The following is a 25,325-nucleotide window of genomic DNA, read 5'->3' on the forward strand; positions in this document are numbered from 1 at the left end:
CCATGTCTTCCTAGGTTGCGGAAAGTAGACCGGAATATCGCTGACTGTCGTCGCTCTCACGGTAACCCGCACCCCAACGCAAACCTTCACAACCTTTCGTGATTGTTGCTCGAATGTGATCGGATCACTCTCGATGATTGAACGGCGGCTTCTCAGTCGCGAAGATCGAGCCACCGCACCTCTTCGGGGGTGAGGACGACGTCCAGCGCCGCCAGCGATGTCCGCGTCTCGGTCACCGTCCGCGGTCCGATGAGGGGGAAGGTGGGAAAAGGCTGCTGCAGGACGTACGCCAGAGCGACCGCCGTGGGCTCTACCCGGCGCTCGGATGCCAGCGCCCTGGCCCGGCGCAGTCGTTCGAAGTTGCCGTCCGAGTAGTAGCACCGCACCAGCTGCGGGTCTGACGTGTCTTCTGGGTCCGCGCGACTGAAGAAGCCGCGCGCCTGGGATGACCACGGGAACAGGGGCGTTCCCGTCCTCTCCAGCCATGCCTTCGACTCCGGATCAGTGGCGTGCTGGCACCCCTTCCACGGCAGCTCGATCGCCTGAGCGAGCCCGAAGTGGTTGCTCAGGATGGTGAAGCCCTGCTTGCCGTTCTCACGCGCGTAGCGGTTCGCCTCGTCGATGCGCGCCGTCGTCCAGTTGGATCCGCCGAACGCCCGCACGCGGCCAGCTCGGTAGTGCTCATCCAGCACGTCGACGAACTCGCCCACCGGGATGTCGGGATTGTCGCGGTGCATGAAGTACATGTCCGCGTACTCGACCTCGAGGCGCTCGAGGCTCTCGAGGAGTTCCCGCGTCAGGGATTCCGGGTCGCAGTGCGGAGTGTGCGCACCCTTCGCGATGACCACGACCTCCTCGCGAACGCCACGGGTCGACACCCAGCGCCCGAGGAGCTGCTCCATGAGTCCGCCACCGTACTGCCAGGCCGTGTCGAAGGTATTCCCGCCGCGCTCGAAGAAGTCGTCGAACATCACGGCTGCGTGGGCGATGGTGCGCTGGTTGTCGCACCCCATCACGAGGCGCGATACTGGCTTGTCCACGCCGTTCACCGCGCCGTAGCTCATCACCGCGTTCTGGCGGCGCCGCAGCGGGCCGCCGGCCACCACCGGAGCAGATGCCGTCGGCGCCTCGTGCGGATAGCGGGCGCCGATCGCGTCGCGCCACTGCTGAAGGATTGTCGAGATGGCGAGACTGTCTGCCCACGTGACTTCGGGTGCCTGCCCCGTCTTGCGTGCGGCGGCCAGCGCATCCGCCTCGAGTGCATAGGCCGCAGCAGGCTCGAGCTCGATCGTCTGCAGTTCCTCACCCACGACGCCGACCTCGATGACAGCGGGAGAATCAGGATCGACCACCCAGGGCGACGGCAGGCTGATGTACCCGCGCGAGCCGTAGATGCGTGCTCGGGCGGCGTCGCGATTGCGAATGCCGCACGAGACGTGCGCCGTCATGCCGTTGCCGAATTCGAGGCTCGCGCTGGCCCACTCGTCGATACCGTTCGGCGTCACGGTCCCGCGCGCGGCGACGCGGACCGGAGCGCCCGCATCCTCCCCCGCGGCGAGAGCCACGAAGTGAGCGAAGGACACGGGGTAGCAGCCGACGTCCAGGATGCCTCCGCCCGCCAGCTCCGGCGAGAACAGTCGCCCGCCGTTCGGTGCGACGGAGAACGAGAATCCGGCGTCGACGTGCTCGACCTCGCCGATGGCGCCGGTGCGCACGAGGGCGAGCACCCGGACTACCTGCGGGTGGAACCGGTACATGAAGGCTTCGAGAAGCGCGACGCCGTTCTCCCGCGCAGCTTCGATCGCAGCCATGGTGAGAGAAGGAGAGGGGGTCAGCGGCTTCTCGCAGAGCACATGCTTGCCCGCGCGTGCTGCGGCAACCACCCACTGCGCGTGATGCGTGTGAGGACTCGCGATGTAGACGGCATCGACCTCGGGGTCGTCGAGCAGGGCCTCGTACGAGGCGTGCGCACGCTCGGCGCCGAACTCCTCGGCGAACGCTTCGGCGCGGCGGGCGTCGCGGCTGGCGACGGCGACGAGGCGACCCGATACGCTCCTCGGCAGCTGACCGGCGAAGCGCCGGGCGATGCTGCCCGGCGCGAGGATTCCCCAGCGAATGTCGGAATGGGAGGTCATCGTGCGGTGTTCTCCAGGATCGGTTGAGCGGCGGTCAGGGCGTGGCGGTATTCGGCAAGGTCAGAAAGCGGCGGTGCGCCGCCGGCCGCCCCCGAGGCGCGGCTCTCGTCGAGATCGGCGGCGAGGGCACGCCACGCCGCGCGGTAGCCCGTCTCGTACACCGGGGGGAGGATCCGGGTGCCCTCACGGTCTCCGACGGATGCCACGGCGGCGCGAGCCGTCTCTCCGTCCCCGATGGCGAGCGAGCGGCGGCCTTCGAGGAGGAGTTCGCGCACGCTGGCTCGATGACGGAACGGCATCGAGGATGCCCCGGAGAGAAGGAGCAGATCGCTGTGCGCCCCTCGGACCAATCTTCCGGTGGCGACATAGGAGTCCTCGAGGAAGACCGCCGATTCGATCTCGACCGTGCCCTTCAGCGCGGTCTGCACCAGGTCGATCTGGGCGACCGCCGCCGGACCCGGTCGCACTCCACCGGGAAGTTCGATGCGACTGTCCACGAGAGTCGTTCCCCCGCCGACCGCACGCGCCCGCGAGAAGGGGACCACCGCCGGATCGCCGGCCCAACGGCGGGCCAGCCGCACCACGGCTCGCTGGGCGCCAGCCTTCTCCGCGAGGCGGTCGACGCCCGGGAGAGCGACAGGCGACGGTTCGATGACGATCACACCGCGCACTCCGGCATCGATCGCCTGAACCGCGGCATCCGCCCACTCGCCTCCGCCCGCCACGGCGACGACGTCCACGGGCGCACGGACCGCGCCCTCGAGACGGGAGTAGGTGCGCGGAAGACTCGACAGCACCGCGCCGACGATCGCTTGCAGCGTCCGATCGCCCTCGACGGAGACCGAGTACGGCGTCGTCTGATCCCGGCTCATCGGTCGCCCTCCTCGGATGCGGCGGATCGCCGGATGAAGTCGCCTGCGCGATCGGCGATGTGCACGGCCAGTGCCAGATCGTCGACGAGATCGCTCACAGACGCCGACGGCGTCTGCGGGTCACGCGCCAGCGCGGCGGCATGACGCCATTCACGCACGTACCCGTTCTCGGGGTGCGGCCCGAAGACGACGCGCTCCCCGTCACGGATGATGGTGGCCACGGCGGATCCCGCGTGCACGTAGGACGGGCTGAACTCGATGTGCATCGCGGCGCGGGGGCCGACCACCTCGAACTCCCACTCGGGCACCCCGTGGTCGCGGAAGGAGCCGGTCAGCTGAGCTACGCGACGTCCCGCGCGAAGCGTCACGGCGTAGCCCAGCGGGTCGAGCAGTTCGGCCGCGATGACCTCGAGATCCGCCCATTCCGGGAGGAACGTGCGCACGAGCGGGATGTCATGGATGCCGAGACCGAGGATCCTGGCCGTGATGACGGCTGCCCGCGCCTCCGGCGTCGAGGTGTCGCGCATCGGGAGCCCGATCGGGGTCTCGACTTCGGTGGACCAGTCTTCGAAGCGGTCGTTGAACGGAAGGACGATGCTCGAGCGGATCAGCGTGGCTGTTTCCGGCAGGTCACCCCACCGTTCGCGGACGAACTCCCACCCCGGATCGTACGTGTGCATCGCCCCCACGACGAGGCGCGTCCCCGACGCAGCCGCGGCGTGAGCGATCCGCTCGGCCTCCTCGCGTCTCGTCGCGAAGGGCTTCTCGCAGAGGACCACCGGAACGCCGGCTCGACAGGCCGCGATGACCTGCTCGGCATGGAATCGGTGCGGACTGCACACGGCCACGACCTCGATCGTCGGGTCAGTGAGGAGGTCGTCGACGCTCGCGCTCGCTCGTGCGCCGATGCGAGCGGCGACCTTCTGCGCGGAGGCGAGGTCCACGTCCATGACGTGGCGCACCTCGATCCGATCAGCGAGCCGGGACAGCGTGGGCAGGTGGATTCCCTGCACCACCGACCCGGAGCCGACGATTCCGACTCCCACCACGCGATCCTGCACAGGCCCTCCTCGTCGAGCTCTCCACACCGGTTCAACACAACGTAGCGCAAATTGCGCAAGACGTTGCGGGGCGGGTTAGGAAGATGGCGAGACGGGCGCGATCCCGGCGAGCGCGAGCACGGCGCGGCTGGAGCGGATGGTCGCCTCGTCGACGAGCCGACCGCGTCGGTCCTGGACCACCCCGCTGCCTGCGGCGAGCGCCTCTTCGTACAGCTCCAGCGCGGCGCGCGCCTCTTCGACGGCTTGCGCAGAGGGCGTGTAGATCCGATTGACGACATCGATCTGCGCCGGATGGATGCATGCGCGTCCCACGAAGCCCAGTCGGGACAGGGCGCGCGTCGTGCGCTCGAGGCGTTCGAGGTCGGCGATCTCGACCGAGACGGGGGCGACCGGTGCGGCGATCCGTGCCGCGGCGCTGGCGAACACGACCGCCGAGCGGGACCAGAGCAGTTCGCGCTCGTCGTCCCCTGACGTGATCCCCGCTTCCGCTGCGAGGTCGTACTCGCCGATTTGCAGGAACGACACCCCGGGGATGGCGGCGATCGCCCGCGCATCGAACACGGCTGACGGCGTCTCCAGCAGCGGACTCACCGCGACGCCGGTGCCGACGAGTGCCTGCGCGGCGCGCGCCACGTCGTCGGGCTCGGCCTTGGCGAGGACGACCCCCGCCGGACCAGCCGGGAGGACCGCGTCGAGATCGAGTCGGCCGGACTCTCCGCTGTTGATCCTCACCCAGACGGGCTTGCCGCCCCCGCGACCGCCCAGCCAGTCGACGACCGTCGCGCGCGCGGCCTCCTTCTCCGCGAGGGGCACCGCGTCCTCGAGGTCGAGGATGATCGCGTCGGCGGGCCCGGTGTCGGCCTTCTCGAACAGCGCGGGCCGGTTGCCCGGCACGTAGAGGTAGGAGCGCAGCGGCTGCACGGTCAGCCGACCTTCGTCCGCCCGGACACGAGCGACTTCGCGACCACGGTGCGCAACACGTCGTTCGTGCCCTCGCCGATGCTCATGAGCGGGGCGTCCCGGTACAGCCGCTCGATCTCGTACTCGGTCGAATAGCCGTAGCCGCCGTGCACCTTCATGGCGTTCAGGGTCGCGGTGACCGCCACCTCCGAGCAGAAGATCTTCGCCATGCCGGTCTCACCGTCGGCACGCCCGGCCGCGACGGCGCTCGCCGCCCAGTAGGCCATGAGCCGCGAGGCCTGCAGGTCGGTCGCCATCGAGGCGAGGGTCAGCTGGATCGCCTGGAACTCGGCGATCGGCTTGTCGAAGGCGACGCGCTGCTTCGAGTAGGCGAGGGCCTCGTCGAACGCGCGCTGCGCCAGGCCGACCGAGCGCGCCGCGATGTTGACCCGCCCCCATTCCAGCGCCGAGAGCACCTGCTGCATGCCGCGCCCTTCCACGCCGCCGAGGAGGTTGGCGGCGGGGACGCGCACGTTGTCGAGCAGGATCTCACAGGACTCGGTGCCCTTGTAGCCGAGCTTGCCGATGTCCTTCTGCACCTCGAACCCGGGGGTGTCCTGATCGACGAGCAGCACGCTCATTCCGCGGTGCGCCGGGTCGGCGGCGGGGTCGGTCTTCACCAGCACGGGCAGCGGATTCGCGTGCCGGGCGTTCGTGATCCACGTCTTCGTCCCGTTGATCACGTACTCATCGCCCTCGCGCACGGCGCGCGTGCGGATGCCCTGCAGATCGGTTCCGGCGTCCGGCTCCGTCAGGCCCACACCCGTGCGGCGCTCGCCGGTGGCGAGGTCGGGGAGGTACGTCTGCTTCTGCTGGTCGGTGCCGTGCATCGCGATCATGCGGCACGACAGCGAATGACTGCCGAGCACTCCGGCGATGCCCATCCAGCCGCGGGAGAGCTCTTCGAAGACGATCGCGAACGACACCGGGTCGAGGTCGAGCCCGCCGTACTCCTCGGGGACGGTCATCCCGAACAGGCCGAGTTCCTTCAGACCGTCGACGATCTCGGTGGGGTAGCGGCCCGCCTTCTCCCATTCCCGGGCGACCGGGACGATCTCCTTGTCGACGAAGCTGCGCAGCAGCGCGCGGAACTCCTGCTGCTCCTCGGTGAACGCGAAATCCATGCTCAGCTTCCTGTCTCTTCGGGGGCGCCGAACGCGCCGGCGGCCTGCGCCGCAGCGATCTGCTCCGGGGTGTAGCGCGCGATCTCGACCAGAACATGGTCGATGTCCTCGTTGCGCGTCGGCGCGCGGCGATGCTCGACGCGCTCGGAGCCGACGCGCACGGGCGAGGCCACCTGGCGCAGCGTCCCCCAACGCGGGTGCTCCGTCTCGACCACGAGGTCGCGCGCGATCGTGTGATCGTCGGCGAGGGCCTGCTCGACCGTGTTCACCGGTCCCGACGGGATGCCGGCAGCGCGCAGCGCGACGAGCCATTCGTCGACCGTGCGGGTGATCAGCACCTCTTCGATCAGCGGGATGACGACATCCCGGTTCACGCGCCGGTCGGCGAAGGTGGCGAACCGCGGGTCCTCCGCCCACTCGGGGTGGCCGAGGGTCGCGGTGAGGCGCGTCCAGAACTTCTCCTTGGCGCAGCCGATGACGAGCCACCCGTCCGCGGCCTCGAACGCCTGGAACGGGACGAGCGACGGGTGCGCCGAATGGCGCGTGCGCTCGGGCTGGAACCCCTCGTTGAGGTGCCACGCGGCCGGATAGTTCAGCAGCGAGATCGCCGTGTCGTACAGGCTCAAGTCGCAGTCGCCGCCCGCACCGTCGCGGCGAGCCGCGTGCAGCGCCGCCAGAAGCGAGATCGCCGCGACGAAGCCGCCCGCGAAATCGACCAGCGACAGACCGGACTTCGTCGGCGGGCCGCCGGGCTCGCCGGTGATGTCCATCCACCCCGCAAGGCCCTGCAGCACGTAGTCGTACCCGGGGTCGGCGCTGCGGGGGCCGGTCATGCCGAATCCGGTGAGCGAGCAGCAGACGATCGCAGGGTTCAGGTGCTTGAGGTCGTCGTACAGGATGCCGATCTTGGCAGGTACGTCGCCACGGAGATTGGAGTACACCACGTCGCTCGTACGGACGAGGTCCTCGAAGACCTCCCGGCCGGCTGGCGTGGCGAGATCGAGTGAGATGCTGCGCTTGTTGCGGTTGAACGCCTCGAAGAAGAGCGAATCCTCGCCACCGTTGTAGGGCGGCACGTAGCGGCCGACGTCGCCGCCGACCCGGGGGTCCTCGATCTTGATGACCTCGGCGCCGAGATCGGCGAGGTGCACGCTGCCCCACGGCCCCGCGCCGTACTGCTCGATCGCGAGGATGCGCACGTCCTGCAGCGGCTTCACTGCTCCACCACCAGGGGCACCTGACCCACCGGGAAGATGTCCGCGACCTGCTCGGCGCCGTGCTTGTAGACGTAGAAGGTGCGCTTGAAGGAGCACACCTCGACGCCGTCCTGGTTCAGCGTGCGGGTCTTGACGGTGACGATCCCGGCCTGCGGGCGGCTGGCCGATTCGCGCTTCTCGAGGACGACCGACTCGCTGTAGATAGTGTCACCCGCGTAGACGGGGTGCGACATGACGATGTCGTTCCAGCCGAGGTTGGCGAACGCGTTCTGCGTGATGTCGGTGACGCTCTGCCCGACCGCTATGGCGACGGTGAGCGTCGAGACGACGATCGGCTTGCCGAACTCGGACTTGCCGGCGTACTCCGCGTTGAAGTGCATCTGGTTCGTGTTCATCGTGAGCAGCGAGAACCACGTGTTGTCGGCTTCCGTGATCGTACGGCCGAGCGGATGCTGGTAGACCGCGCCGATCTCGAAGTCCTCGTAGAACCTGCCGGTCCAGCCCTGCTCTGTCGCCATGACACACCCTCGCCTCGTTGTGAACGGATTTCGAGTGTAAATGTCTGTTGTTTACAGGTCAAGCTGCTCACGACCATGGAACACGGCCATCGCGAAGTCAGTCGAGGCGTCGCGCTCGAACGGATGCAGCGGACGCATCCGGTGTCGGTACTCAAGTCGGCGGTCGTAGAGCAGGTCCGTCGCTCCCGGCGTGAGGGCCATGAACCAGCTGGCCGCCGCCTCGGCCTGCGTCGGGAAGAGGTATCCGTTCTTCACCACCACGACGTCGTAGCCGCTCGAGTCGAAATACGCGGCACCTCTCGTGCCGTACAGCGGCGTAGCCGTGTCGGCGGACGCCGCGACGAACCGGTAGCGGTGCTTCTGTGCGACGACGGTGACATGACCGCAGCGCAGGAGCGCGGCGACGATCTCGTCCTCACCGCTGCGACCGGGGATCAGGGCGTCGACCACCCAATCCCGCACGACCGGCTCCTCGCCGCCGATCGCGCCGCCGACCGGCGCATGGATCGTCGCACCCTCCCCGGCTTCCACGGCGAACGCGAGCGCCCGCGGCTCGTAGAAGCCGGCGAACAGCATCCGCAGATCGTGCAGGTCCACGCGGTCGATCGTGCGCGCGAGCGCCCAGGGGCTGTCGCTGCCGGCGCCGGCCGTCTGGTTGTCGCCCGAGTCGGAGATGAAGGTGGGACGTGCCGCGTCGCCGCGAGCGAAGGCGAGAGCCTCCTCCCAGTCGCCGGAATGCGGCGCAACGATCCCGAAGTCCTGCCGCGCGTTCCAGTAGCCGTCGGCGACGTCGCGCGCGCATGCGCGCACCGCGTCGAGGTCGTGGCCCGTCACGAGCACCGACGCGTGGTTGCGCGGCTCGTCCGCCCACGCGAAGCCGATCCAGATCCCCGCGTCGATCACGCCGTGCTCGCGCATGACGTCGGGGACGCGGCCGAAGACCTCCGCCCCCGGCGAGACCGTGGTGCTCGTCATCTCGCCGCCGAACAGCACCGGCAGCGGCAGCCACGCACGATAGGGCCGCTCGCCCGAGCGCAGCAGATCGACGAGTCCCGCAAGCGCGCGCTCTCGCGTCAGCGCGTTGTCGATGTGCGGGGCGTGACGGTGGCATGCCGCGAGGTCGACCGCCTGCGCGAGCTCTCGCGAGACGCTCCCGTGCGGGTCCATCGACAGCGAGACGACGGCATCCGCCCCCACCGCGTCGCGGACCAGACGCACGTACTCCGCGTCGGCGTCGAAACGGCCCTCCACGAGCAGGGCCCCATGCATGTCGAGGTAGACCCCGTCGACCGGACCGGCCGCGGCGAGGAGCTCGCGCGTGCGCTGGAGGAATCGCTCGAAGTAATCGGCGGTCACGGGGCCGCCCGCGCCGCCCATCGCGACGACCAGGGGCACCCACTCGATGTCATCGCCGAGCGCCGGAACAGTGGGATACGCCTCGAGGACGCGTCGCCCTTCCCGCCAATCGAAGAAATCGTCGTCCGAGCGGTGGCTGGAGAAGCCCGCTCCTTCTTGGTGGATTCCTCCGACGGCGATGCGCATGCGCGTCCCTTCTGTGTCAGGTGGTGGGTTCGTCGTCGGTGACGACGTAGAGATCTCTCAACCGCTGCAGGTGCTTCTGCGTGGCGGATGCCGCGGCATCCGCGTCTCCGGCGGCGACGTGCACTGCGATCAGACGGTGATCCTCATCGACCGCCTCCCAGAAGGCCGGCGGCATCTCGGCCCTCGCGACGTGGGACTGCTGGAGCACTTGGAAGTTCGGGGTGTTCATGAGCGACAGGAGCCGGTTGTGCGAGGCATCCACCAGGAGCTCATGGAACTCCTTGTGCTGCGCGAAGGAATGCGGGTTGCTGCGAGCCCGCGCTTCGCCATCCGCCGCCTCGCGCAGCGCCGCCGCCTCGGCCGGGGTCGCGCGCTCGGCGGCGTACCGGGCGGCCGGCACCTCGACGAGCTCACGCGCCTCGAGCATCTCGTCGACGCTGATGGCGTCGGCGCTGGAGAGCAGGCTGAGCCGCACCGTCAGGTAGCTCGCCACCGTCTCGGGATCGACCGAGGAGACGAAGGTGCCACCCTGCACCCCCCGCGTCGTGTGCACGAGATCCTGTGCCGACAGGAGACGGACGGCTTCGCGCACGGTGCTGCGGCTCACGCCGAAGATCTCGCACAGCCGCCCTTCGACGGGCAGCTGCTCGCCCGGCCGCAGCTCGCCGCTCAGGATGAGCTGGCGCAGCTGATCGGCGACCTGCTCGTATGCAGGGCGGAGCTTGCTGACGGCGAGTTCGCGAGGGGGCCGGGTCGTCATGCTACGGACAGTAGCGCGGCGAACTCCCCGACGTCGTCGAAGCTGTCGATGCTGCTGACCGCCGCCAGGATCGCGTCCGCCTGGTCGCCGCTGACCGCGAGTGCCGCGTTGGAGCGGAACTTCGCCTCGATGCCGGCAGCCGCAAGCGGGCGGTCACCGGCACCGCGGTTGACCGACTCGCGATGACGCACGACGGTGCCGTCCTTGCGGGTGACGACGACCTCGCCGGAGAACGCGCGCGGGAAGGCGCTGTCGGGGTCGGCCTCGTGCATCACCCGCGCGGCGAGCGCGAGCGTCGCCGGGTCGGCGAGCGCGTCGTCCTCTAGCTGATGCAGACCGAATTCCCCGTGCACGAGGCTCGCCGCGACGACGTACGGGAGCGAAAACTGAGCATCGTATGAAGAGCGCGGCGCGAGCTTGTTCGCCCGCGGCTCGCAGACCGTACCGATCTCCCCTGCTCCGATGAGGCAGGTGATCGACTCGACGTCATCGGGACGCAGCCCGCTCTCACGGAGCGCGAGCGCGGCATCCGCGAAGGCGTGCGTGAAGTGGCACGCGGGGAACGGCTTGACCGCGACCTCGAGCGTCTCCCACGTGCGGCCCAGCGCGCGGCGGGCCGCCTCGACGTCGACCGGGCGGTCGCCGAGGTGCGAGGCGTACAGGCCGAACCGGCCTTCGTACACGAGTTCGGGCGCGAGAAGACCGTTGCGGGCGAGGCTCTCCGCGGTGACACCGGCCACGCCGGCCCACCCGGGGTGCACCCGCTTGGTCCACGCGCCCGACTCGAGGAACTCGAGCGATCCGGAGGCGAAGCTGCCGACGACGCCCTGGGCGGCCGTCGTGGCGTCCACATCGGCGCCGCTCAGCTTCGCGGCGATGACCGCCGAGCTGAACGCGCCGAGGAGGCCCGTCGGATGGAACCCCACGGCGTGGAAGCCGCCCTGCGCCGCGATGCCCAGGCGAGCGGCGACCTCGAGTCCGATCACGTACGCCGTCAGCAGGTCACGCCCCGACCGGCCGAGCGACTCCGCCACCGCGAGCGCGGTCGGCACGGCGCTCGCGGACGCGTGCACGATACCTTCCGGATGCGTGTCGTCGTAGTCGAGGCCGTGCACGAGCAGTCCGTTGAGAAGCACGGCGTCGCGCAGCGGGAGACCCTCGGCACGCCCGATGACCGTCGCAGGACCGGTGCACCCGGCCAGCTCGCGTGCCGAGGCTTCTGCGACCCGCGCGAAATCGTAGGTGGTGGAGGCGAGCGCGATCCCCAGCGAGTCGAGCAGGAACAGCTTCGCGCGCTGGATCACCTCGTCCGGGATAGCGGCGAATTGGGTGTTCACCGAGAACTCGGCAATCGAGCGGGCGATGGAGGTGTCGGTACCGACCACAGCGTCGTCTCCTTATGTCTGATGTTTACACCACGCTAGCCGACGACCACCTGCGCAGCAACGGCGGTCAGGCGAAGCGCGCGTTCAGCCGAAGGATCTCGTCCAGCCCGATGGCCTCGGTGAACTCCGAGAACTGCATGCCCGACGAGACCGGCGGCACACTCGCATAGGTCTCCTGAAGCGCTCGCGCCGCCGAGAGGAGTCCGCTGATCGGGTAGATCGCGAGGGCGAAGCCGAGCTCCTTCAGCGTCACCACGTCAGGCATGGGCGACTTGCCGCCCTCGACCCAGTTGAACAGCAGGTCGGCACCGGTGAGGTCGGCGCGCGCCTGAGCCATCTGCTCTTCCGAACGCAGCGCCTCGACGAACAACACGTCGGCGCCGGCGTCGCGGTACATCCGCGCACGACGGATCGCCTCGTCGTAGCCCAGGGGCGCGATGGCATCGGTGCGCGCGATGAGCACCGTGTCGGGGTTCTCGCGCGCCGCGACGGCGGCCTCGATCTTGCGCGCCATCTCCTCCGCGGCGATGACGGTCTTGTCGGCCATATGACCGCACTTCTTCGGCCAGCTCTGGTCCTCGAGCTGGATTCCTGCGACGCCGGCCTGCTCGTACTCCTGAACGGTGCGGATGACATTGATCGGGTTGCCGTATCCGGTGTCGGCGTCGGCGATGAGCGGCACGTCGACGGCATTGGCGATGGCCTTCGCCTGCGACACCATCTCCGTCATCGTGAGCAGCCCGACATCCGGTCGCCCCAGCCGGGAGGCGGCCACCCCGAAACCCGTCATGTAGACGACGCCGGCACCGCCCGCTTCGGCGAATCGTGCGCTGAGCGCGTCGTAGACGCCGGGCGCGACCGTCACCTCAGGATCCGCGAGCAGCTCTCGCAGTCGCTCGGCTCCGGTGCCGTGGCGGCGAAGAAGGTCGGCCATGAGTGCCCCGTTTTCTGTCCTCGGAGGACGGTTTGCATGCAGATCTCGTCCTAGTATGCCGGATGGCCCAGGCGCGCTCCCCGTCCCAGCGGGACTTTCACATGCAGAATAAGCGCATCGCGGCGACAGCGCGGCGCCCCCGTACTATCGCTCTGACGGAGAGGTGGCACCCAGTGGCGATCGAGACACGAGCCGACGCGGCAGACCCGGGTACGACGACGCTCCGCGTGCGCGATGAGCTGCGCGGCGCGATCCTCGACGGGCGGATCGCGCCCGGTGCGCGCCTGCGCGCCGCCGCGGTGGCCGAGATGTTCGATGTCTCGCGCACGCCGGCCCGCGAGGCCATCGTCCTGCTGGGCAAGGAGGGCATCGTCGATGTCATCCCCCGGCGCGGGGCGATCGTGCGACCCTTCGCGTTCGACGACGTTCACGACCTCTACGAGGTGCGGTCCCTGCTCGAGCCGCACGCCGCGGAGCGGGCGGCCCGCCATGCCGACGCCGCGACGGTCGCCCGACTGTTCGAGATCTGCGACGAGCAGGACGCCCTGACGGGATCGGACGAGGGAGCGATCGCGCGGCACGTGGCGCTCAACGCCGAGTTCCACAGCCTCGTCGTGCGCGCCGCGGCATCCGACAGCCTCTCCGCCGCGCTCGCGTCGGTCGAGGGCGTGCCCCTCGCCTTCCGGCGGCGATTCTGGAGCGACGCCGAGTTCCGCCGCCAATCACTCTTCTGCCACCGCGAGCTCGCCACCGCGATGCGGGACGGCGAGATCGAGATGGCGCGGGCGGTCATGGACATGCACATCCAGGGGGCGCTGGTCTTCTTGCGCACCCTGCGCGAGTGAATTGAATGCAGAACGCGGCCTGATTCGCGGATCTGTCACGTTCGGCGCCTTTTCTGCATGTAGAGTGTCTGCCGACCCTGCGGTGCCGCAGGGCACCCGCAGCCCCAGGAGCCTTCCGTGCCGCACACCGAGAACCTCGTCATCCCCGATCGTCCGCGCACGATGGCGGAGAAGGTGTGGGACGACCATCTCGTGGTGAGGGGTGAGGCGGGCGAGCCGGATCTGATCTATATCGATCTGCATCTGGTGCATGAGGTGACGAGCCCGCAGGCCTTCGATGGGCTCCGGGCGGAGGGGCGTCCGGTGCGGCGTCTGGATCTGACGATCGCGACGGAGGATCACAACACGCCGACGCTGGAGATCGATAAGCCGATCGCGGATCTGACGAGCCGTACGCAGATCGAGACGTTGCGGCGCAATGCGGCGGAGTTGGGGGTGCGGCTGCATCCGCTGGGAGACATCGAGCAGGGCATCGTGCATGTGGTCGGCCCGCAGCTGGGGTTGACGATGCCGGGGATCACGGTGGTGTGCGGCGACTCGCACACGTCGACGCATGGGGCGTTCGGGGCGATCGCGTTCGGGATCGGCACCAGCGAGGTCGAGCACGTCCTGGCGACCCAGACGCTGCCGCTCAAGCCGTTCAAGACGATGGCGATCACGGTCGAGGGTGAGCTCAAGCCCGGCGTGACAGCGAAGGACATCATCCTCGCGGTGATCGCGAAGATCGGCACCGGGGGCGGCCAGGGGTACATCCTGGAGTATCGAGGCAGTGCGATCCGCTCTTTGTCGATGGAGGGGCGGATGACGATCTGCAACATGTCGATCGAGGCCGGTGCGCGGGCGGGGATGGTCGCGCCGGATGAGACGACGTTCGCGTATCTGAAGGGCCGCCCGCATGCCCCGGCGGGGCAGGACTGGGACGACGCGGTCGCGTACTGGCGGACGCTGCCCACCGATGAGGGGGCGGTGTTCGACGCGGAGGTGTTCCTGGACGCGGACGAGCTGGAGCCGTTCGTGACGTGGGGCACCAACCCCGGCCAGGGGGTGTCGCTGTCGGACACGGTCCCGGACCCCGCGGCGATGACCGACCCGAACGAGCGGGCCGCGGCCGAGCGGGCGCTGGAGTACATGGACCTGGTCCCGGGCACGCCGATGAAGGCCGTGCCGGTGGACGCGGTGTTCATGGGATCGTGCACCAACAGCCGCATCGAGGACCTGCGCCAGTTCGCGTCCATCATCCAGGGCCGCACCAAGGCCGACGGGGTGCGGGTCATGGTCGTGCCCGGCTCGGCACGGGTCAGGCTGGAGGCCGAGGCGGAGGGCATCGACAAGATCGTCGAGGCGTTCGGCGCGGAATGGCGGTTCGCGGGCTGCTCGATGTGCCTGGGCATGAACCCCGACCAGCTCGCCCCCGGCGAGCGGTGCGCGTCCACCAGCAACCGCAACTTCGAAGGCCGCCAGGGCAAAGGCGGACGCACCCACCTCGTCTCCCCCCTCGTCGCCGCCGCCACCGCCATCACCGGCCACCTCGCCAGCCCGTCCGACCTGACCGCACTCGCCGAGGAGCTCCACTGATGGATGCCGTCACCACGATCACCGGCGTGGGCGTGCCCTTCCGGTACACCAACGTCGACACCGACCAGATCATCCCGGCGGAGTTCCTCAAGCGGGTCACCAAGACGGGATACGACGACGCCCTCTTCTTCCGCTGGCGCCAGGATCCCGACTTCATCCTCAACCAGAGCGCGTACGCCGGGGCATCGGTCCTCGTCGCCGGACCGGACTTCGGCACCGGCTCCAGTCGCGAGCACGCCGTCTGGGCGCTGCGAGACTACGGAATCCGCGCCGTGCTCGCGCCTCGGTTCGGCGACATCTTCCGCGGCAACGCCGGCAAGCAGGGCCTGCTCACCGGCGTGATTACTCCTGAGCACGCCGAGGAGATCCAGACCACTCTGTCGCAGACTCCCGGCATCGCAGTCAGCGTCGATCTGGTGGCTCGCGAAGCGATGGTCGGCGATGCCGTCTACCCGTTCGCGGTCGACGACTACACGCGGTGGCGGCTGCTCGAAGGACTCGACGACATCGGGCTCACCCTGCGCAAGGAAGGGCGTATCGCCGAGTTCGAAGCCCGCCGGCCCGCCTGGCTTCCCACCACGATCTGACCCGAACCCATCGGAGGGACGAAGATGTCCGGACTCGACACCCCACTGACACCGCTGCGCTTCCTGGAGCGCGCGCTCGAAGTGCACCCTGACCGTCTCGCGGTCGTCGACGGCGACCTCCGCCTGACCTATGCCGACTTCGGCTCCTATGTGCGTCGTTTCGCGGACGCGCTTGAGCAGGCAGGCATCCGCGCCGGCGACCGCGTGCTCTACCTCGGCTCCAACGCCGCGCCGATGCTGGCCGCGCACTACGCCGTCCCTGCCCTCGGCGCGGTGCTAGTCGCTGTCAACACGCGACTGTCGCCCGCGGAGATCACCTACATCGTCGAGCACAGCGGGGCGACCCTCGTTATCGGAGACAGCGACCTGCTCGAGACGCTGGGTGACGACATCCGTGCCAGCCTTCCCCGCACGATCGCACGCGGAACGTCTGTCCCTCGCTCGACGGAGGACTTCGACGCGTTCCTCGCGAGCGGCACCGACCGGCCGCGGTCATGGGAGGTGGCGGACGAGGCCTCAGCCATCACGATCAACTACACCTCCGGCACCACCGGTCGACCGAAGGGCGTCGTCTACACCCACCGCGGCGCGTACCTCAACGCGCTCGGCGAGCTGGTGCACCAGGGCTTCACCGCCGAGCAGGACGGCGCGCGCTATCTGTGGACGCTGCCGATGTTTCACTGCAACGGCTGGTGCACGACATGGGCGCTCACCGCCGCCGCCGGCACGCACGTGTGTTTGCCCGCTGTGCGGGGTCCCGAGATCTGGCGCCTCATCGACCAGGAGCGCGTCACGCACATGGCGGGTGCGCCGACGGTTCTGTCGATCCTCGCGTCGGCCGACGAAGCTCACCCGCTCGATCGCCCGTTCACGATCACGACGGCCGGCGCACCCCCGAGCCCGACGATCATCGCCCGTATGCATGGCCTCGGCATCCGCGTCGTGCACGTTTACGGGCTCACCGAGACCTACGGACCGTACTCGGTGTGCGAGCTCAAGAGCAGCTGGAACGAGGAGGACGCCGACCAGGTCGCCGCGCTCATCTCCCGCCAGGGTGTCGGCATGCTGACCTCCGACCGCATGCGCGTCGTGCGCCGCGACCGTGACGGCGCCCTCGTCGACGTCGCCTCGGACAGCACCGAGATGGGCGAGATCGTCATGCGGGGCAACTCGGTCATGGCGGGCTACTACCGTGCCGACGAGGCGACGGCGGAGGCCTTCCGCGGAGGCTGGTTCCACTCCGGCGACCTCGGCGTGATACATCCCGACGGTTATGTGCAGCTGCTGGACCGCTCGAAGGACATCATCATCTCGGGTGGTGAGAACATCTCCACGATCGAGGTCGAACAGGCGCTGCTGAGCCACCCCGCGGTGACGGATGCCGCGGTGGTGGGCATCCCGGATGAGCGCTGGGGCGAGCGGCCCCGCGCGTTCATCGTGACGTCCGAGGGCGCGAGCATCACGGGCGATGAGCTGCACCTGCACGTGCGCGGACGGCTCGCGCCGTTCAAGGCTCCGCGCGCGTTCGAGTTCGTCGAGGCGCTGCCGAAGACCTCGACGGGAAAGACCCGCAAAGACGTGTTGCGCACTATGTGACTTCGATCTTGGGATCCAATGCCCTACGCAATCGACGATGGTCGCTCGGTACGGTCGGCAGATGTTGCGCTGATCACAGGAGAAGTGAGCTCCGAGCCCCACACCGTCCGGCGGTTAGTGGGATCCGTTCGCACCCGTCCAACCTTGCCTCTGCTGTCGGTCACCCACGGCTCGGAGCCCGGTACCGTGGGAGCGGGAAGGAGCCGCCGTGGCCCGACGTCTGCCGGTCGATCCGATCGCCGAAGCGAAACGCCAGTGGCTCGCGCACGGCTGGACGGATGCCGCTGCCGGCATGACCGCCGTCACCTCGATCATGCGTGCCCAGCAGCTGATGCTCGCGCGGGTGGATGCGACCCTCCGTCCCTTCGGCCTGACCTTCGCCCGGTACGAGCTGCTGACCCTCCTGAGCTTCAGCCGGGCCGGACGCATGCCCATGGCGTCAGCCTCCGCCCGCCTGCAGGTGCACCCCACGAGCGTCACCAACACCGTCGACCGGCTGCAGGCCGACGGGTATGTCCGTCGTGAGCCGCATCCCGTCGACGGGCGGGCCACTCTCGTCGTCCTCACCGACGCCGGCCGCGACCTCGCCGAGCGCGCGACGGCGGCCCTCAACGCCCAGGTGTTCGCCGAGCCGGGGCTGAGCAGCGACGACACCGACGAGCTCGTCTCGATCATCGCCCGCATGCGCCGTGCCGCAGGGGATTTTGACGACCCGCGTCCGACCCCCGAACCGCTGTAGCTCACCGGTTCTCGAATTCCGCCGGCCGCTTCTCGCGGAAGGCGCGCATGCCCTCCTTCTGGTCGGCGGTGTCGAACAGCGCCGCGAACGCCTGCCGCTCGAACCGCAGTCCTTCGGCGAGCGAGGTCTCCTGCGCAGCATCCAGCGCAGCCTTCGCCGCGTACAGCGACGGCAGCGACTTCGCCGCGATCGACTCGGCGAGGGTGGTCGCCTCGGCGAGGAGATCGGATGCCGGAACGACACGCGACACCAGGCCGGCACGCTCCGCCTCGTCGGCGGACATGTTCCGTCCCGACAGGATGAGCTCGGCGGCTTTGTAGGGCCCGACGGCACGGACGAGACGCTGTGTCGCCCCCATCCCGGGGATCACGCCGAGGTTCACCTCGGGCTGGCCGAACACCGCTGTGTCGGCGGCGAGGATGATGTCGCACATCATCGCCAGCTCGCACCCGCCGCCGAGCGCGTAGCCCGAGACGGCGGCGATCACGGGGGTGCGCAGCGCGGCGAAGCGCGCCCAGCCGCCGAAGTGATCGGTCATGAGCATCTCCAGGCCCGACTTCTCCTCCATCTCCTTGATGTCGGCGCCGGCGGCGAAGGCTCGCTCTGAGCCCGTGACGACGATCGCACCGATGCGGTCGTCGGCGTCCCAGCGGGTCGTCACGTCGACGATCTCGCGCATCACCGTGGTGTTCAGCGCATTCAGGGACTTCGGCCGGTTCAGCGTGATCCATCCGACCCGCCCGCGCGTCTCGGCCAGGATCGTCTCGTACTCGGTCATCCTCGTCCTCCAGGGTCGTCACTGCCGGATCGGATCATCGTGATGATCCCGGAGAAATCCTGCCCCGCGCCGGGGCCGTCCGCGAATGCGCGGTACAGGTCGCGGGCGAGGAGACCGACACGGGCGTCGACACCGGTCTCGGCGATCGCGTCGGCGGCGAGTCCGAGGTCTTTGGCCATCAGGGATCCGGCGAAGCCGGGCTGGTAGTCGCGATTGGCCGGACTCGTGGGCACGGGCCCCGGTACCGGGCAGTTCGTGGTGAGGGCCCAGCACTGACCCGACGCGTTCGACGCGACGTCGAACAGCGCCTGGTGGCTGAGCCCCAGGCGCTCCCCGAGAACGAAGGCCTCGGCGACAGCGATCTGCGAAGCGGCGAGGATCATGTTGTTGCAGACCTTCGCGGCCTGCCCGAGACCCGCGCCGCCGCAGTGCACCACCCGGCGCCCCATGACCGACAGCAGTGGTTCGGCCGCGGCGAAGTCATCCTCACTCCCCCCGACCATGAAGGCCAGGGTGGCGTTCTCGGCGCCGACGACGCCGCCCGAGACCGGCGCATCCAGCGCCCGGTGACCGGCCGCCTCCGCGAGATCGTGCGCCGTGCGGGCGTCCTCGACCGAGATCGTGGAGCAGTCGACGAAGAGCGTGTCGGCAGCTGCCGCCGAGAGGAGCGCGCCCTCGTAGGCGTCGATGACCTGACGGCCGGTCTGGAACATGGTGACGACGACGGATGCCGCGGCCACCGCCTCGTGCGGTGTGTCGACGACCGGCAGCCCGGCCGCTGCCGCGCTCTCGCGCGCCGCGGAGGAGACGTCGAAGCCGATGACCTCGTTGCCGGCCGCGGCGAGGTTCCGCGCCATCGGGGCCCCCATGTGGCCCAGACCGAGGAAGGCGATGCGCACCGTCATCCCCCCAGCAGCTCGCGGCCGATGATCACGCGCATGATCTCGTTGGTCCCCTCGAGGATCTGGTGCACACGCAGGTCGCGCACCACCTTCTCGATGCCGTAGTCGTGCAGGTAGCCGTAGCCGCCGTGCAGCTGGAGAGCGTCATTGGCGACCCGGAACCCGACATCGGTGGCGAACCGTTTGGCCATGGCGCACTGCATGGCGGCATCGGGGGCGTGCCGGTCGAGCGACAGCGCGGCATCCCGCACCATCGCCCGTGCGGCGCGCAGCTCGGTGGCCATGTCGGCGAGAGCGAAGACGACGGCCTGCTTCTCGGCGAGCGGCTCACCGAAAGTGAACCGCTCGTGCACGTATCGGATCGCGCGGTCGAGTGCCCACTGCGCTCCGCCGAGCGAGCACGCGGCGATGTTGATCCGACCGCCGTTCAGCGCCGTCATCGCGATGCGGAAGCCGCGACCCTCCTCGCCCAGGATGTTCGCGGCCGGAACGCGCACCTCGTCGAGGATGACCTGGCGGGTGGGCTGGGCGTTCCAGCCCATCTTCTTCTCATTCGTCCCGAACGACATCCCCGGGGCGTCGCCGGGAACGAGGAACGCGGTGATGCCCTTGGCCCCCGGGTCACCGGTGCGGGCCATCACGACGTAGACGGATGCTTCGCCCGCGCCGGAGATGAACTGCTTCACGCCCGTGAGCACGTACTCGTCGCCCTGACGGACGGCGCTGGTCGTGAGTGCCGCGGCATCCGACCCGGCACCGGGTTCGGTGAGGCAGTAGCCACCGAGATCGGTCATGGCCGTCAGGCGCGGAAGCCACTCCTCGCGCTGAGCGTCGCTGCCATAGGTGTCGATCATCCACGCGACCATGTTGTGGATCGTGATGTAGGCGGCCATGGACGGGTCGGCCTGGGCGAGCTCTTCGACGATCGCCACCGCGTCGACCCGGGTGAGCGCGGTGCCGCCGACGTCCTCCGCGACGTACAAACCGCCCAGGCCAAGCTCGCCCGCGCGTGCCAGGACGTCACGGGGGAAGTGTGCGCGCTCGTCCCATTCCAGCGCGTGAGGGGCGATCTCGGTCGTGGCGAAGTCGCGCACGGCCTCGAGGATGGCGGCGCGGTCCTCTTCGGTCATCGCGACCGGCTGCGGCCGCGACGGCGTTCCGCTTGCGTGGGTGGTGATCGTCTGCGACATCCGTCCGCTCCTTCCGTGCCGTCCTTGGCACGTTGCTCATTTTAGATGGACATCCATGTATTTACGAGGTCTACTGAGTATCAGGCTGTTTCCGCCTGGTTCACCCATTCGAAACGTGCCGTGGTTAGACACGAAGAGCGTGCGCCCCGGCACGCCCGACCTGAGGACATTCATGCCTTCATCTCATCGACGCGCCGCGGCCGGCTTGACCGCGGCGGCCGTCGCCTGTTCCCTGGCGCTCGCGCCCGGTGCGGCGTTCGGCGCCATCGTCACCGATCCGATCACCACCTCCGCCGACGACGCAGCGCTGTCGCTCACGCCGCTCGGCTCGTTCGAAACCGGCGTCTTCGACGAGGGCGCCGCCGAGATCGTCGCCGCCTATGGCGAGCGCCTGTTCGTGGTCAATGCGCAGGCGGCGACCGTGGACGTGCTCGACTACTCGGACCCGACCGCGATCACGAAGGAGTTCGAGATCACGGGAACCGGTGTCGCGAACTCCGTGGCCGTTCGCGAGGACGGCCTGGGCGTCATCGCCCTCGAGGCGCCGGTGAAGACCGACAACGGTTCGCTGCTGTTCTTCGACGCGAACGCGGCGGACGCCGGCTCCGCCGTGCTCGGCTCGGTGACCGTCGGGGCACTTCCCGACATGGTGACCATCTCGGCCGACGGGCAGTATGCCGTCGCAGCCAACGAGGGCGAGCCGGCAGACGACTTCTCGATCGACCCCGAGGGCTCGATCAGCGTCGTGACGCTTCCTGGCGGCGTGGCCGCGCCGGGGCAGGACGCTGTCGCCGCCGCCGACTTCCACGAGTTCGAAGACGGCGGCTCTCAGACGCTTCCCGAGGGCGTGCGCGTGTTCGGGCCGGTCGTCGACGGCGTGACCAACCCGGTCAGCGCGAACCTCGAGCCGGAGTACATCACCGTCGACGGCGGCACCGCGTATGTGACGCTGCAAGAGGCGAATTCGCTCGCCGTCGTCGACCTGGCGTCGGCTACGGTGTCGGCGATCGTCCCGCTCGGCACGAAGGACCACGGCGCGGCCGGTGCGGGACTCGACGCGAGCGACCGCGACGGCGCTGCCGAAGGTCCCGCGATCAACATCGACACCTACCCGGGCCTGAACGGCATGTACATGCCCGACGCCATCGACTCGTACACCGCCGGCGGCGCGACCTACCTCGTCACCGCGAACGAGGGCGACGTGCGCGAATGGGGCGACTACATCGACGAGTCGCGCGTGGGCGATCTCGCAGAAGACGGCTACGGACCGGTCTGCGCCGACAGCCCCCTCGCTTCGCTCACGGGTGCGGCCGACCTCGGTCGTCTCGCGGTGTCGAAGGAGGACGGCTTCAACGAAGCCGAGGGCTGCTACGAGGAGCTCTACTCCTACGGCGCCCGCTCCTTCTCGATCTGGAACACCTCGGGCGAGCTCGTCTGGGACTCGGGTGACGCCTTCGAGCGCATCACCGCCGAGCTGCTCCCGGCGAACTTCAACTCCGACCACGGCGCGTCCGAGTTCGACACGCGCAGCGACGCCAAAGGCCCCGAGCCCGAAAGCGTCACGGTCGGCGAGATCGACGGTGTCCCGTACGCCTTCGTCGGTCTCGAGCGCGTCGGCGGCATCATGGTCTTCGACCTGAGCAGCCCCGCGGATGCCTCGTTCGTCACCTACCTCAACAACCGCGACTTCGCGGTGTCGGGTGAAGACACGACGGATGCAGCGGGGCTCGCCGCGGCCGGTGACCTCGGCCCCGAGGGCATCGCTTTCATCGCCGCGGAGGACTCGCCCACCGGTGCTCCCCTCCTCGCGGTCGGCAACGAGGTGTCGGGAACGACCACGGTGTACTCGGTGGACTCGACCCTCGAGACCACGACCGACGTGCAGGTGCTGACGATCAACGACTTCCACGGTCGGATCGAGCCGAACTTCGGCAACGGCGAAGCCGGCGCAGCCGTGATCGCGGGCGCCGTCGCGCAGTTCGAGTCGGAGAACCCCAACACGCTGTTCGTCTCCTCGGGAGACATGATCGGCGCGTCGACGTTCACCTCCTTCATCCAGCAGGACAACCCGACCATCGACGCCCTCGTCGAGGGAGGCCTCGACCTCGGAGCGGTGGGCAACCACGAGTTCGACGCCGGCTTCGCCGACCTGGTCGACCGCGTCATCCCCCGCTACGGCCAGGGTGACGAGGCGGCAGGCGCGCCCTACGCGCTCGGTGCGAACGTGTACCTCGCGGGCACCGATGAGCCGGCGCTGCAGGAATACGTCGTGGAAGAGGTCGACGGCGTGCGCGTGGCGTTCATCGGCACCGTCACCGCCGACACCGCGACGCTGGTGAGCCCCGCGGGCATCACCGAGATCGAGTTCGGCGACCAGCTCGAGGCGGCCAACCGTGTCGCGGACGAGATCACCGCAGCCGACGCCGCCGACGTCATCGTGCTCCTCACCCACGACGGCGCGCCGACCGAGGACTGTGCGACCATCGCGCAGGGCGGCACGGATTACGCCGCGCTCATCACCGGCGCATCGGCCGAGATCGACGCGATCGTCTCTGGTCACACCCATCAGCCGTACGTCTGCGAGGTGCCGGTCAACGGTGTCGCGGGAACGGAGCGCCCGGTCATCCAGGCGAACCAGTACGGCACGATGCTCGGCAAGCTCGACATCTCGGTCGACAGCACCACGGGTGAGGCTCGTCTCGATCGGCGGTTCGCTGGTGCCGCTGGTCGGCGAGGACGAGGCTCCGCTGTTCGCCGCCGACCCCGAGGTCGAGGCGATCGTCGCCGACGCCGTGGAGGTGGCCGACGAGCTCGGCAGCGTCGAGGTGGGTTCGATCACGGAGGACATCCTCCGCGGCGGTACGCCCCCGGGCGACGACCGCGGTGTCGAGTCGACCCTCGGCAATCTCGTGGCCGACATGTACCTGTGGGCGACCTCGAACGAGTCGTACGCCGGGACCCCCGCTCAGATCGCGCTGATGAACCCCGGCGGCCTCCGCGCCGACCTGCTGTTCGGCGAGGACGGCACGGTCACCTACCGCGACGTCGCCAACGTGCAGCCGTTCGCCAACACGCTCGTGACGCTGACCCTCACCGGTGCGCAGCTCGAGCAGGTGCTCGAAGAGCAGTGGCAGCCCGAGGGCTCGTCGCGGCCGAAGCTGCACCTGGGTGTCTCGGAGGGCTTCTCCTACGTCTACGACCCCGACGCCGCGGCCGGCTCGCGCATCCTGTCGATGACGCTGAACGGCGAGGCGATCGGCGCCGACGACGAGTTCACCATCGTGACCAACTCGTTCCTCGCGGCCGGTGGAGACAACTTCTTCACCCTGGCCGAGGGCACGGACGTCACCGACTCCGGTCAGGTCGACCTGGCGGCATCCGTGGCGTACTTCGAGGAGTTCGAGGTCGTCGAGCCCGCTCCGCTCGGCCGCGCGGTCGTGGGTGAGACCCCCGCGCCCGGCGATGGTGACGGCGGCTCGACCCCCGGCACCGGTGCGGGCAACGGCAACGGCTCGGGCACGGGCAACGGCTCGGGGACGGGTTCGACCGCGGGTCAGCTCGGTGTCACCGGCGCGGAGCTGCCGCTCGGCGCGGCCCTCGGCGCGGCGCTGCTGCTGGTCGCGGGAGGCGTGCTGTTCGCCCTCCGCCGCCGCACCACGCCCGCCGGCGAGTAACCCTCACAACCAGGAAGGCCCTCGGACCACGGTCCGGGGGCCTTCCCGTGTCGACGCGCAGCTGTTCGGGGTGTCGACGCGCAGCTGTTCGCGGTGTCGACGCGCAGCTGTTCGGGGTGTCGACGCGCAGCTGTTCGGGGTGTCAACGCGCAGCTGTTCGAGCCGCCCGTTCGTCCTGCTGAGCGCCGCTCGATGACCAGCTCATCCGCGAGCCGTCGAAATCTGCGGCTGCGGCGCCCGCCAGGCCGCACTTTTCGACGGGTCACGAGGAGCGGAAGACCTCGACGGTCGCGGCGCGGCGACGCGAACCCAGGATGACGGCCAGCACGCCGAGCCCCACCGTCCCCGCGAGGTATGCGATTGCTCCCAAGAGGACGAAGACGCCGCTGATGCTGAGCACATCGGCGCCGAGGGCGACCGCGAGCGCCTGCGTCAGCACCCACACCCCGACCTGGAGCGCGAGCACCCAGACCGGCGCCCACCGCCACGGGTCCGGCACGGTGCCGGCTCGCAGGATCGCGACCGCGGCGAGCAGTCCCGCGGCTGTCGGGACGAGAATCGACGCGTAGCCGAGCACCGTCCATGCCTCTCCGCCATTCGGCTGCACCGACCCGAGCGCCGCAGCTGCGCCCTCGGCGGCGAAGGGCCACAGCGCGAGGAGAGCGAGTGCGACGACACCGCTCGGCCGCCTGGCGACGACGCTGTCGGCTCGCGTCATCCCGACGGCCAGCAAGAGGACGGATGCCGCGAACGCGACGTTCTGCACGATCGCCAGAACACCTGATCCCGCGAGGCCCACGGAACCCGCACCCACGAGTCCGAGCGCCCCGCTCAGGATGAGGCCGATTCCACCGATGATCCACGTCGTGTCGCGCCGCATCCGAGCAGGCTATCCCCCGAACGTCCGCCGACGCGCGGCCAGGTCTCCTCG

The 25,325-nt window shown here is 69.4% G+C and carries 21 protein-coding genes and 2 pseudogenes; 8 read left to right on the plus strand and 15 right to left on the minus strand.

Annotated features, from left to right (window positions below; all coding sequences use genetic code 11):
* Positions 1-152: 152 nt before the first annotated feature.
* The 11 genes from QSU92_RS06205 to QSU92_RS06255 form a co-directional block, all read right to left on the minus strand.
* Complete coding sequence (locus tag QSU92_RS06205; RefSeq protein WP_289265305.1) at positions 153-2,135, minus strand: aldo/keto reductase; 1,983 nt, start codon at positions 2,133-2,135, stop codon at positions 153-155.
* Complete coding sequence (locus QSU92_RS06210) at positions 2,132-3,007, minus strand: hypothetical protein (protein ID WP_289265306.1); 876 nt, start codon at positions 3,005-3,007, stop codon at positions 2,132-2,134. Before QSU92_RS06210 ends, QSU92_RS06205 begins: the two co-directional genes overlap by 4 nt.
* Positions 3,004-4,068 (minus strand): Gfo/Idh/MocA family protein, encoded by a 1,065-nt coding sequence (locus QSU92_RS06215; RefSeq protein ID WP_289265307.1) that lies wholly within the window; start codon positions 4,066-4,068, stop codon positions 3,004-3,006. Before QSU92_RS06215 ends, QSU92_RS06210 begins: the two co-directional genes overlap by 4 nt.
* 75 nt (positions 4,069-4,143) lie before the next feature.
* On the minus strand, positions 4,144-4,989 hold the full coding sequence (locus tag QSU92_RS06220) for an HpcH/HpaI aldolase/citrate lyase family protein (protein ID WP_289265308.1): 846 nt from the start codon (positions 4,987-4,989) through the stop codon (positions 4,144-4,146).
* Positions 4,990-4,991: 2 nt separating this feature from the next.
* Positions 4,992-6,152 (minus strand): acyl-CoA dehydrogenase family protein, encoded by a 1,161-nt coding sequence (locus QSU92_RS06225; RefSeq protein ID WP_289265309.1) that lies wholly within the window; start codon positions 6,150-6,152, stop codon positions 4,992-4,994.
* A gap of 2 nt (positions 6,153-6,154) precedes the next feature.
* Positions 6,155-7,369: a CaiB/BaiF CoA transferase family protein gene (locus QSU92_RS06230; RefSeq protein ID WP_289265310.1), complete on the minus strand. Its 1,215-nt coding sequence runs from the start codon at positions 7,367-7,369 to the stop codon at positions 6,155-6,157.
* Entirely contained in the window at positions 7,366-7,887 is a 522-nt protein-coding gene (locus QSU92_RS06235) for a MaoC family dehydratase (protein WP_289265311.1), read from the minus strand. The genes QSU92_RS06230 and QSU92_RS06235 overlap by 4 nt, the downstream gene beginning before the upstream one ends.
* Before the next feature lie 51 nt (positions 7,888-7,938).
* Positions 7,939-9,429, minus strand: coding sequence for a M81 family metallopeptidase (locus tag QSU92_RS06240; RefSeq protein ID WP_289265312.1), 1,491 nt, complete (start codon positions 9,427-9,429; stop codon positions 7,939-7,941).
* Positions 9,430-9,445: 16 nt separating this feature from the next.
* Complete coding sequence (locus tag QSU92_RS06245) at positions 9,446-10,189, minus strand: FadR/GntR family transcriptional regulator (protein WP_289265313.1); 744 nt, start codon at positions 10,187-10,189, stop codon at positions 9,446-9,448.
* Positions 10,186-11,574, minus strand: a complete 1,389-nt coding sequence (locus QSU92_RS06250) for an MmgE/PrpD family protein (RefSeq protein WP_289265314.1) — start codon at positions 11,572-11,574, stop codon at positions 10,186-10,188. Before QSU92_RS06250 ends, QSU92_RS06245 begins: the two co-directional genes overlap by 4 nt.
* A 67-nt stretch (positions 11,575-11,641) precedes the next feature.
* Positions 11,642-12,508 (minus strand): isocitrate lyase/PEP mutase family protein, encoded by an 867-nt coding sequence (locus tag QSU92_RS06255; RefSeq protein ID WP_289265315.1) that lies wholly within the window; start codon positions 12,506-12,508, stop codon positions 11,642-11,644.
* 173 nt (positions 12,509-12,681) lie between these two features.
* On the opposite strand from QSU92_RS06255, the gene QSU92_RS06260 reads away from it, so the two are divergent.
* From QSU92_RS06260 to QSU92_RS06280, 5 genes are all read left to right on the plus strand, one after another.
* Positions 12,682-13,353 carry a GntR family transcriptional regulator gene (locus QSU92_RS06260; RefSeq protein ID WP_289265316.1) on the plus strand — a complete coding sequence of 224 codons (672 nt, stop codon included), beginning with the start codon at positions 12,682-12,684 and terminating at the stop codon, positions 13,351-13,353.
* A gap of 162 nt (positions 13,354-13,515) precedes the next feature.
* Positions 13,516-14,928: a 3-isopropylmalate dehydratase large subunit gene (gene leuC / locus QSU92_RS06265; protein ID WP_289265833.1), complete on the plus strand. Its 1,413-nt coding sequence runs from the start codon at positions 13,516-13,518 to the stop codon at positions 14,926-14,928.
* Positions 14,928-15,515, plus strand: coding sequence for a 3-isopropylmalate dehydratase small subunit (leuD, locus tag QSU92_RS06270; RefSeq protein WP_289265318.1), 588 nt, complete (start codon positions 14,928-14,930; stop codon positions 15,513-15,515). Before leuC ends, leuD begins: the two co-directional genes overlap by 1 nt.
* A 24-nt stretch (positions 15,516-15,539) precedes the next feature.
* Positions 15,540-17,111, plus strand: coding sequence for an AMP-binding protein (locus QSU92_RS06275; protein ID WP_289265319.1), 1,572 nt, complete (start codon positions 15,540-15,542; stop codon positions 17,109-17,111).
* Between the two features lie 208 nt (positions 17,112-17,319).
* Positions 17,320-17,850 carry a MarR family winged helix-turn-helix transcriptional regulator gene (locus QSU92_RS06280; RefSeq protein ID WP_289265320.1) on the plus strand — a complete coding sequence of 177 codons (531 nt, stop codon included), beginning with the start codon at positions 17,320-17,322 and terminating at the stop codon, positions 17,848-17,850.
* A 1-nt stretch (position 17,851) separates the two neighbouring features.
* On the opposite strand, the gene QSU92_RS06285 is transcribed toward QSU92_RS06280, so the two are convergent.
* Genes QSU92_RS06285 through QSU92_RS06295 form a run of 3 tightly spaced genes read right to left on the minus strand, consistent with a single transcriptional unit; the run spans position 17,852 to position 20,660 of the window.
* Entirely contained in the window at positions 17,852-18,628 is a 777-nt protein-coding gene (locus QSU92_RS06285) for an enoyl-CoA hydratase-related protein (RefSeq protein ID WP_289265321.1), read from the minus strand.
* Positions 18,625-19,533 (minus strand): 3-hydroxyisobutyrate dehydrogenase, encoded by a 909-nt coding sequence (gene mmsB, locus QSU92_RS06290; protein ID WP_289265322.1) that lies wholly within the window; start codon positions 19,531-19,533, stop codon positions 18,625-18,627. The genes QSU92_RS06285 and mmsB overlap by 4 nt, the downstream gene beginning before the upstream one ends.
* Positions 19,530-20,660, minus strand: a complete 1,131-nt coding sequence (locus QSU92_RS06295) for an acyl-CoA dehydrogenase family protein (protein WP_289265834.1) — start codon at positions 20,658-20,660, stop codon at positions 19,530-19,532. The genes mmsB and QSU92_RS06295 overlap by 4 nt, the downstream gene beginning before the upstream one ends.
* A gap of 232 nt (positions 20,661-20,892) precedes the next feature.
* Here QSU92_RS06295 and QSU92_RS06300 point away from each other — a divergent pair.
* The 3 genes and pseudogenes from QSU92_RS06300 to QSU92_RS06310 all read left to right on the plus strand — a co-directional run.
* Positions 20,893-23,232 (plus strand): annotated as a pseudogene (locus QSU92_RS06300) (choice-of-anchor I family protein); the annotation flags it as partial.
* Between the two features lie 406 nt (positions 23,233-23,638).
* Positions 23,639-23,989, plus strand: a pseudogene (locus QSU92_RS06305) (5'-nucleotidase C-terminal domain-containing protein); the annotation flags it as partial.
* Between the two features lie 111 nt (positions 23,990-24,100).
* On the plus strand, positions 24,101-24,394 hold the full coding sequence (locus tag QSU92_RS06310; RefSeq protein ID WP_289265979.1) for a hypothetical protein: 294 nt from the start codon (positions 24,101-24,103) through the stop codon (positions 24,392-24,394).
* A 262-nt stretch (positions 24,395-24,656) separates the two neighbouring features.
* On the opposite strand, the gene QSU92_RS06315 is transcribed toward QSU92_RS06310, so the two are convergent.
* Positions 24,657-25,274 (minus strand): hypothetical protein, encoded by a 618-nt coding sequence (locus QSU92_RS06315; protein ID WP_289265323.1) that lies wholly within the window; start codon positions 25,272-25,274, stop codon positions 24,657-24,659.
* Between the last annotated feature and the right edge of the window lie 51 nt (positions 25,275-25,325).

The organism is Microbacterium sp. ET2 (assembly GCF_030347395.1).
Lineage (GTDB): Bacteria > Actinomycetota > Actinomycetes > Actinomycetales > Microbacteriaceae > Microbacterium > Microbacterium albipurpureum.

Bases quoted from the DNA above. Each gene is read 5' to 3' on its own strand.
- QSU92_RS06205 (WP_289265305.1), bottom strand. From the start codon at position 2,135: ATGACCTCCCATTCCGACATTCGCTGGGGAATCCTCGCGCCGGGCAGC.
- QSU92_RS06210 (WP_289265306.1), bottom strand. From the start codon at position 3,007: ATGAGCCGGGATCAGACGACGCCGTACTCGGTCTCCGTCGAGGGCGAT.
- QSU92_RS06225 (WP_289265309.1), bottom strand. From the start codon at position 6,152: ATGGATTTCGCGTTCACCGAGGAGCAGCAGGAGTTCCGCGCGCTGCTG.
- QSU92_RS06235 (WP_289265311.1), bottom strand. From the start codon at position 7,887: ATGGCGACAGAGCAGGGCTGGACCGGCAGGTTCTACGAGGACTTCGAG.
- QSU92_RS06240 (WP_289265312.1), bottom strand. From the start codon at position 9,429: ATGCGCATCGCCGTCGGAGGAATCCACCAAGAAGGAGCGGGCTTCTCC.
- QSU92_RS06245 (WP_289265313.1), bottom strand. From the start codon at position 10,189: ATGACGACCCGGCCCCCTCGCGAACTCGCCGTCAGCAAGCTCCGCCCT.
- QSU92_RS06255 (WP_289265315.1), bottom strand. From the start codon at position 12,508: ATGGCCGACCTTCTTCGCCGCCACGGCACCGGAGCCGAGCGACTGCGA.
- leuC (WP_289265833.1), top strand. From the start codon at position 13,516: ATGGCGGAGAAGGTGTGGGACGACCATCTCGTGGTGAGGGGTGAGGCG.
- leuD (WP_289265318.1), top strand. From the start codon at position 14,928: ATGGATGCCGTCACCACGATCACCGGCGTGGGCGTGCCCTTCCGGTAC.
- QSU92_RS06275 (WP_289265319.1), top strand. From the start codon at position 15,540: ATGTCCGGACTCGACACCCCACTGACACCGCTGCGCTTCCTGGAGCGC.
- QSU92_RS06285 (WP_289265321.1), bottom strand. From the start codon at position 18,628: ATGACCGAGTACGAGACGATCCTGGCCGAGACGCGCGGGCGGGTCGGA.
- mmsB (WP_289265322.1), bottom strand. From the start codon at position 19,533: ATGACGGTGCGCATCGCCTTCCTCGGTCTGGGCCACATGGGGGCCCCG.
- QSU92_RS06295 (WP_289265834.1), bottom strand. From the start codon at position 20,660: ATGACCGAAGAGGACCGCGCCGCCATCCTCGAGGCCGTGCGCGACTTC.
- QSU92_RS06315 (WP_289265323.1), bottom strand. From the start codon at position 25,274: ATGCGGCGCGACACGACGTGGATCATCGGTGGAATCGGCCTCATCCTG.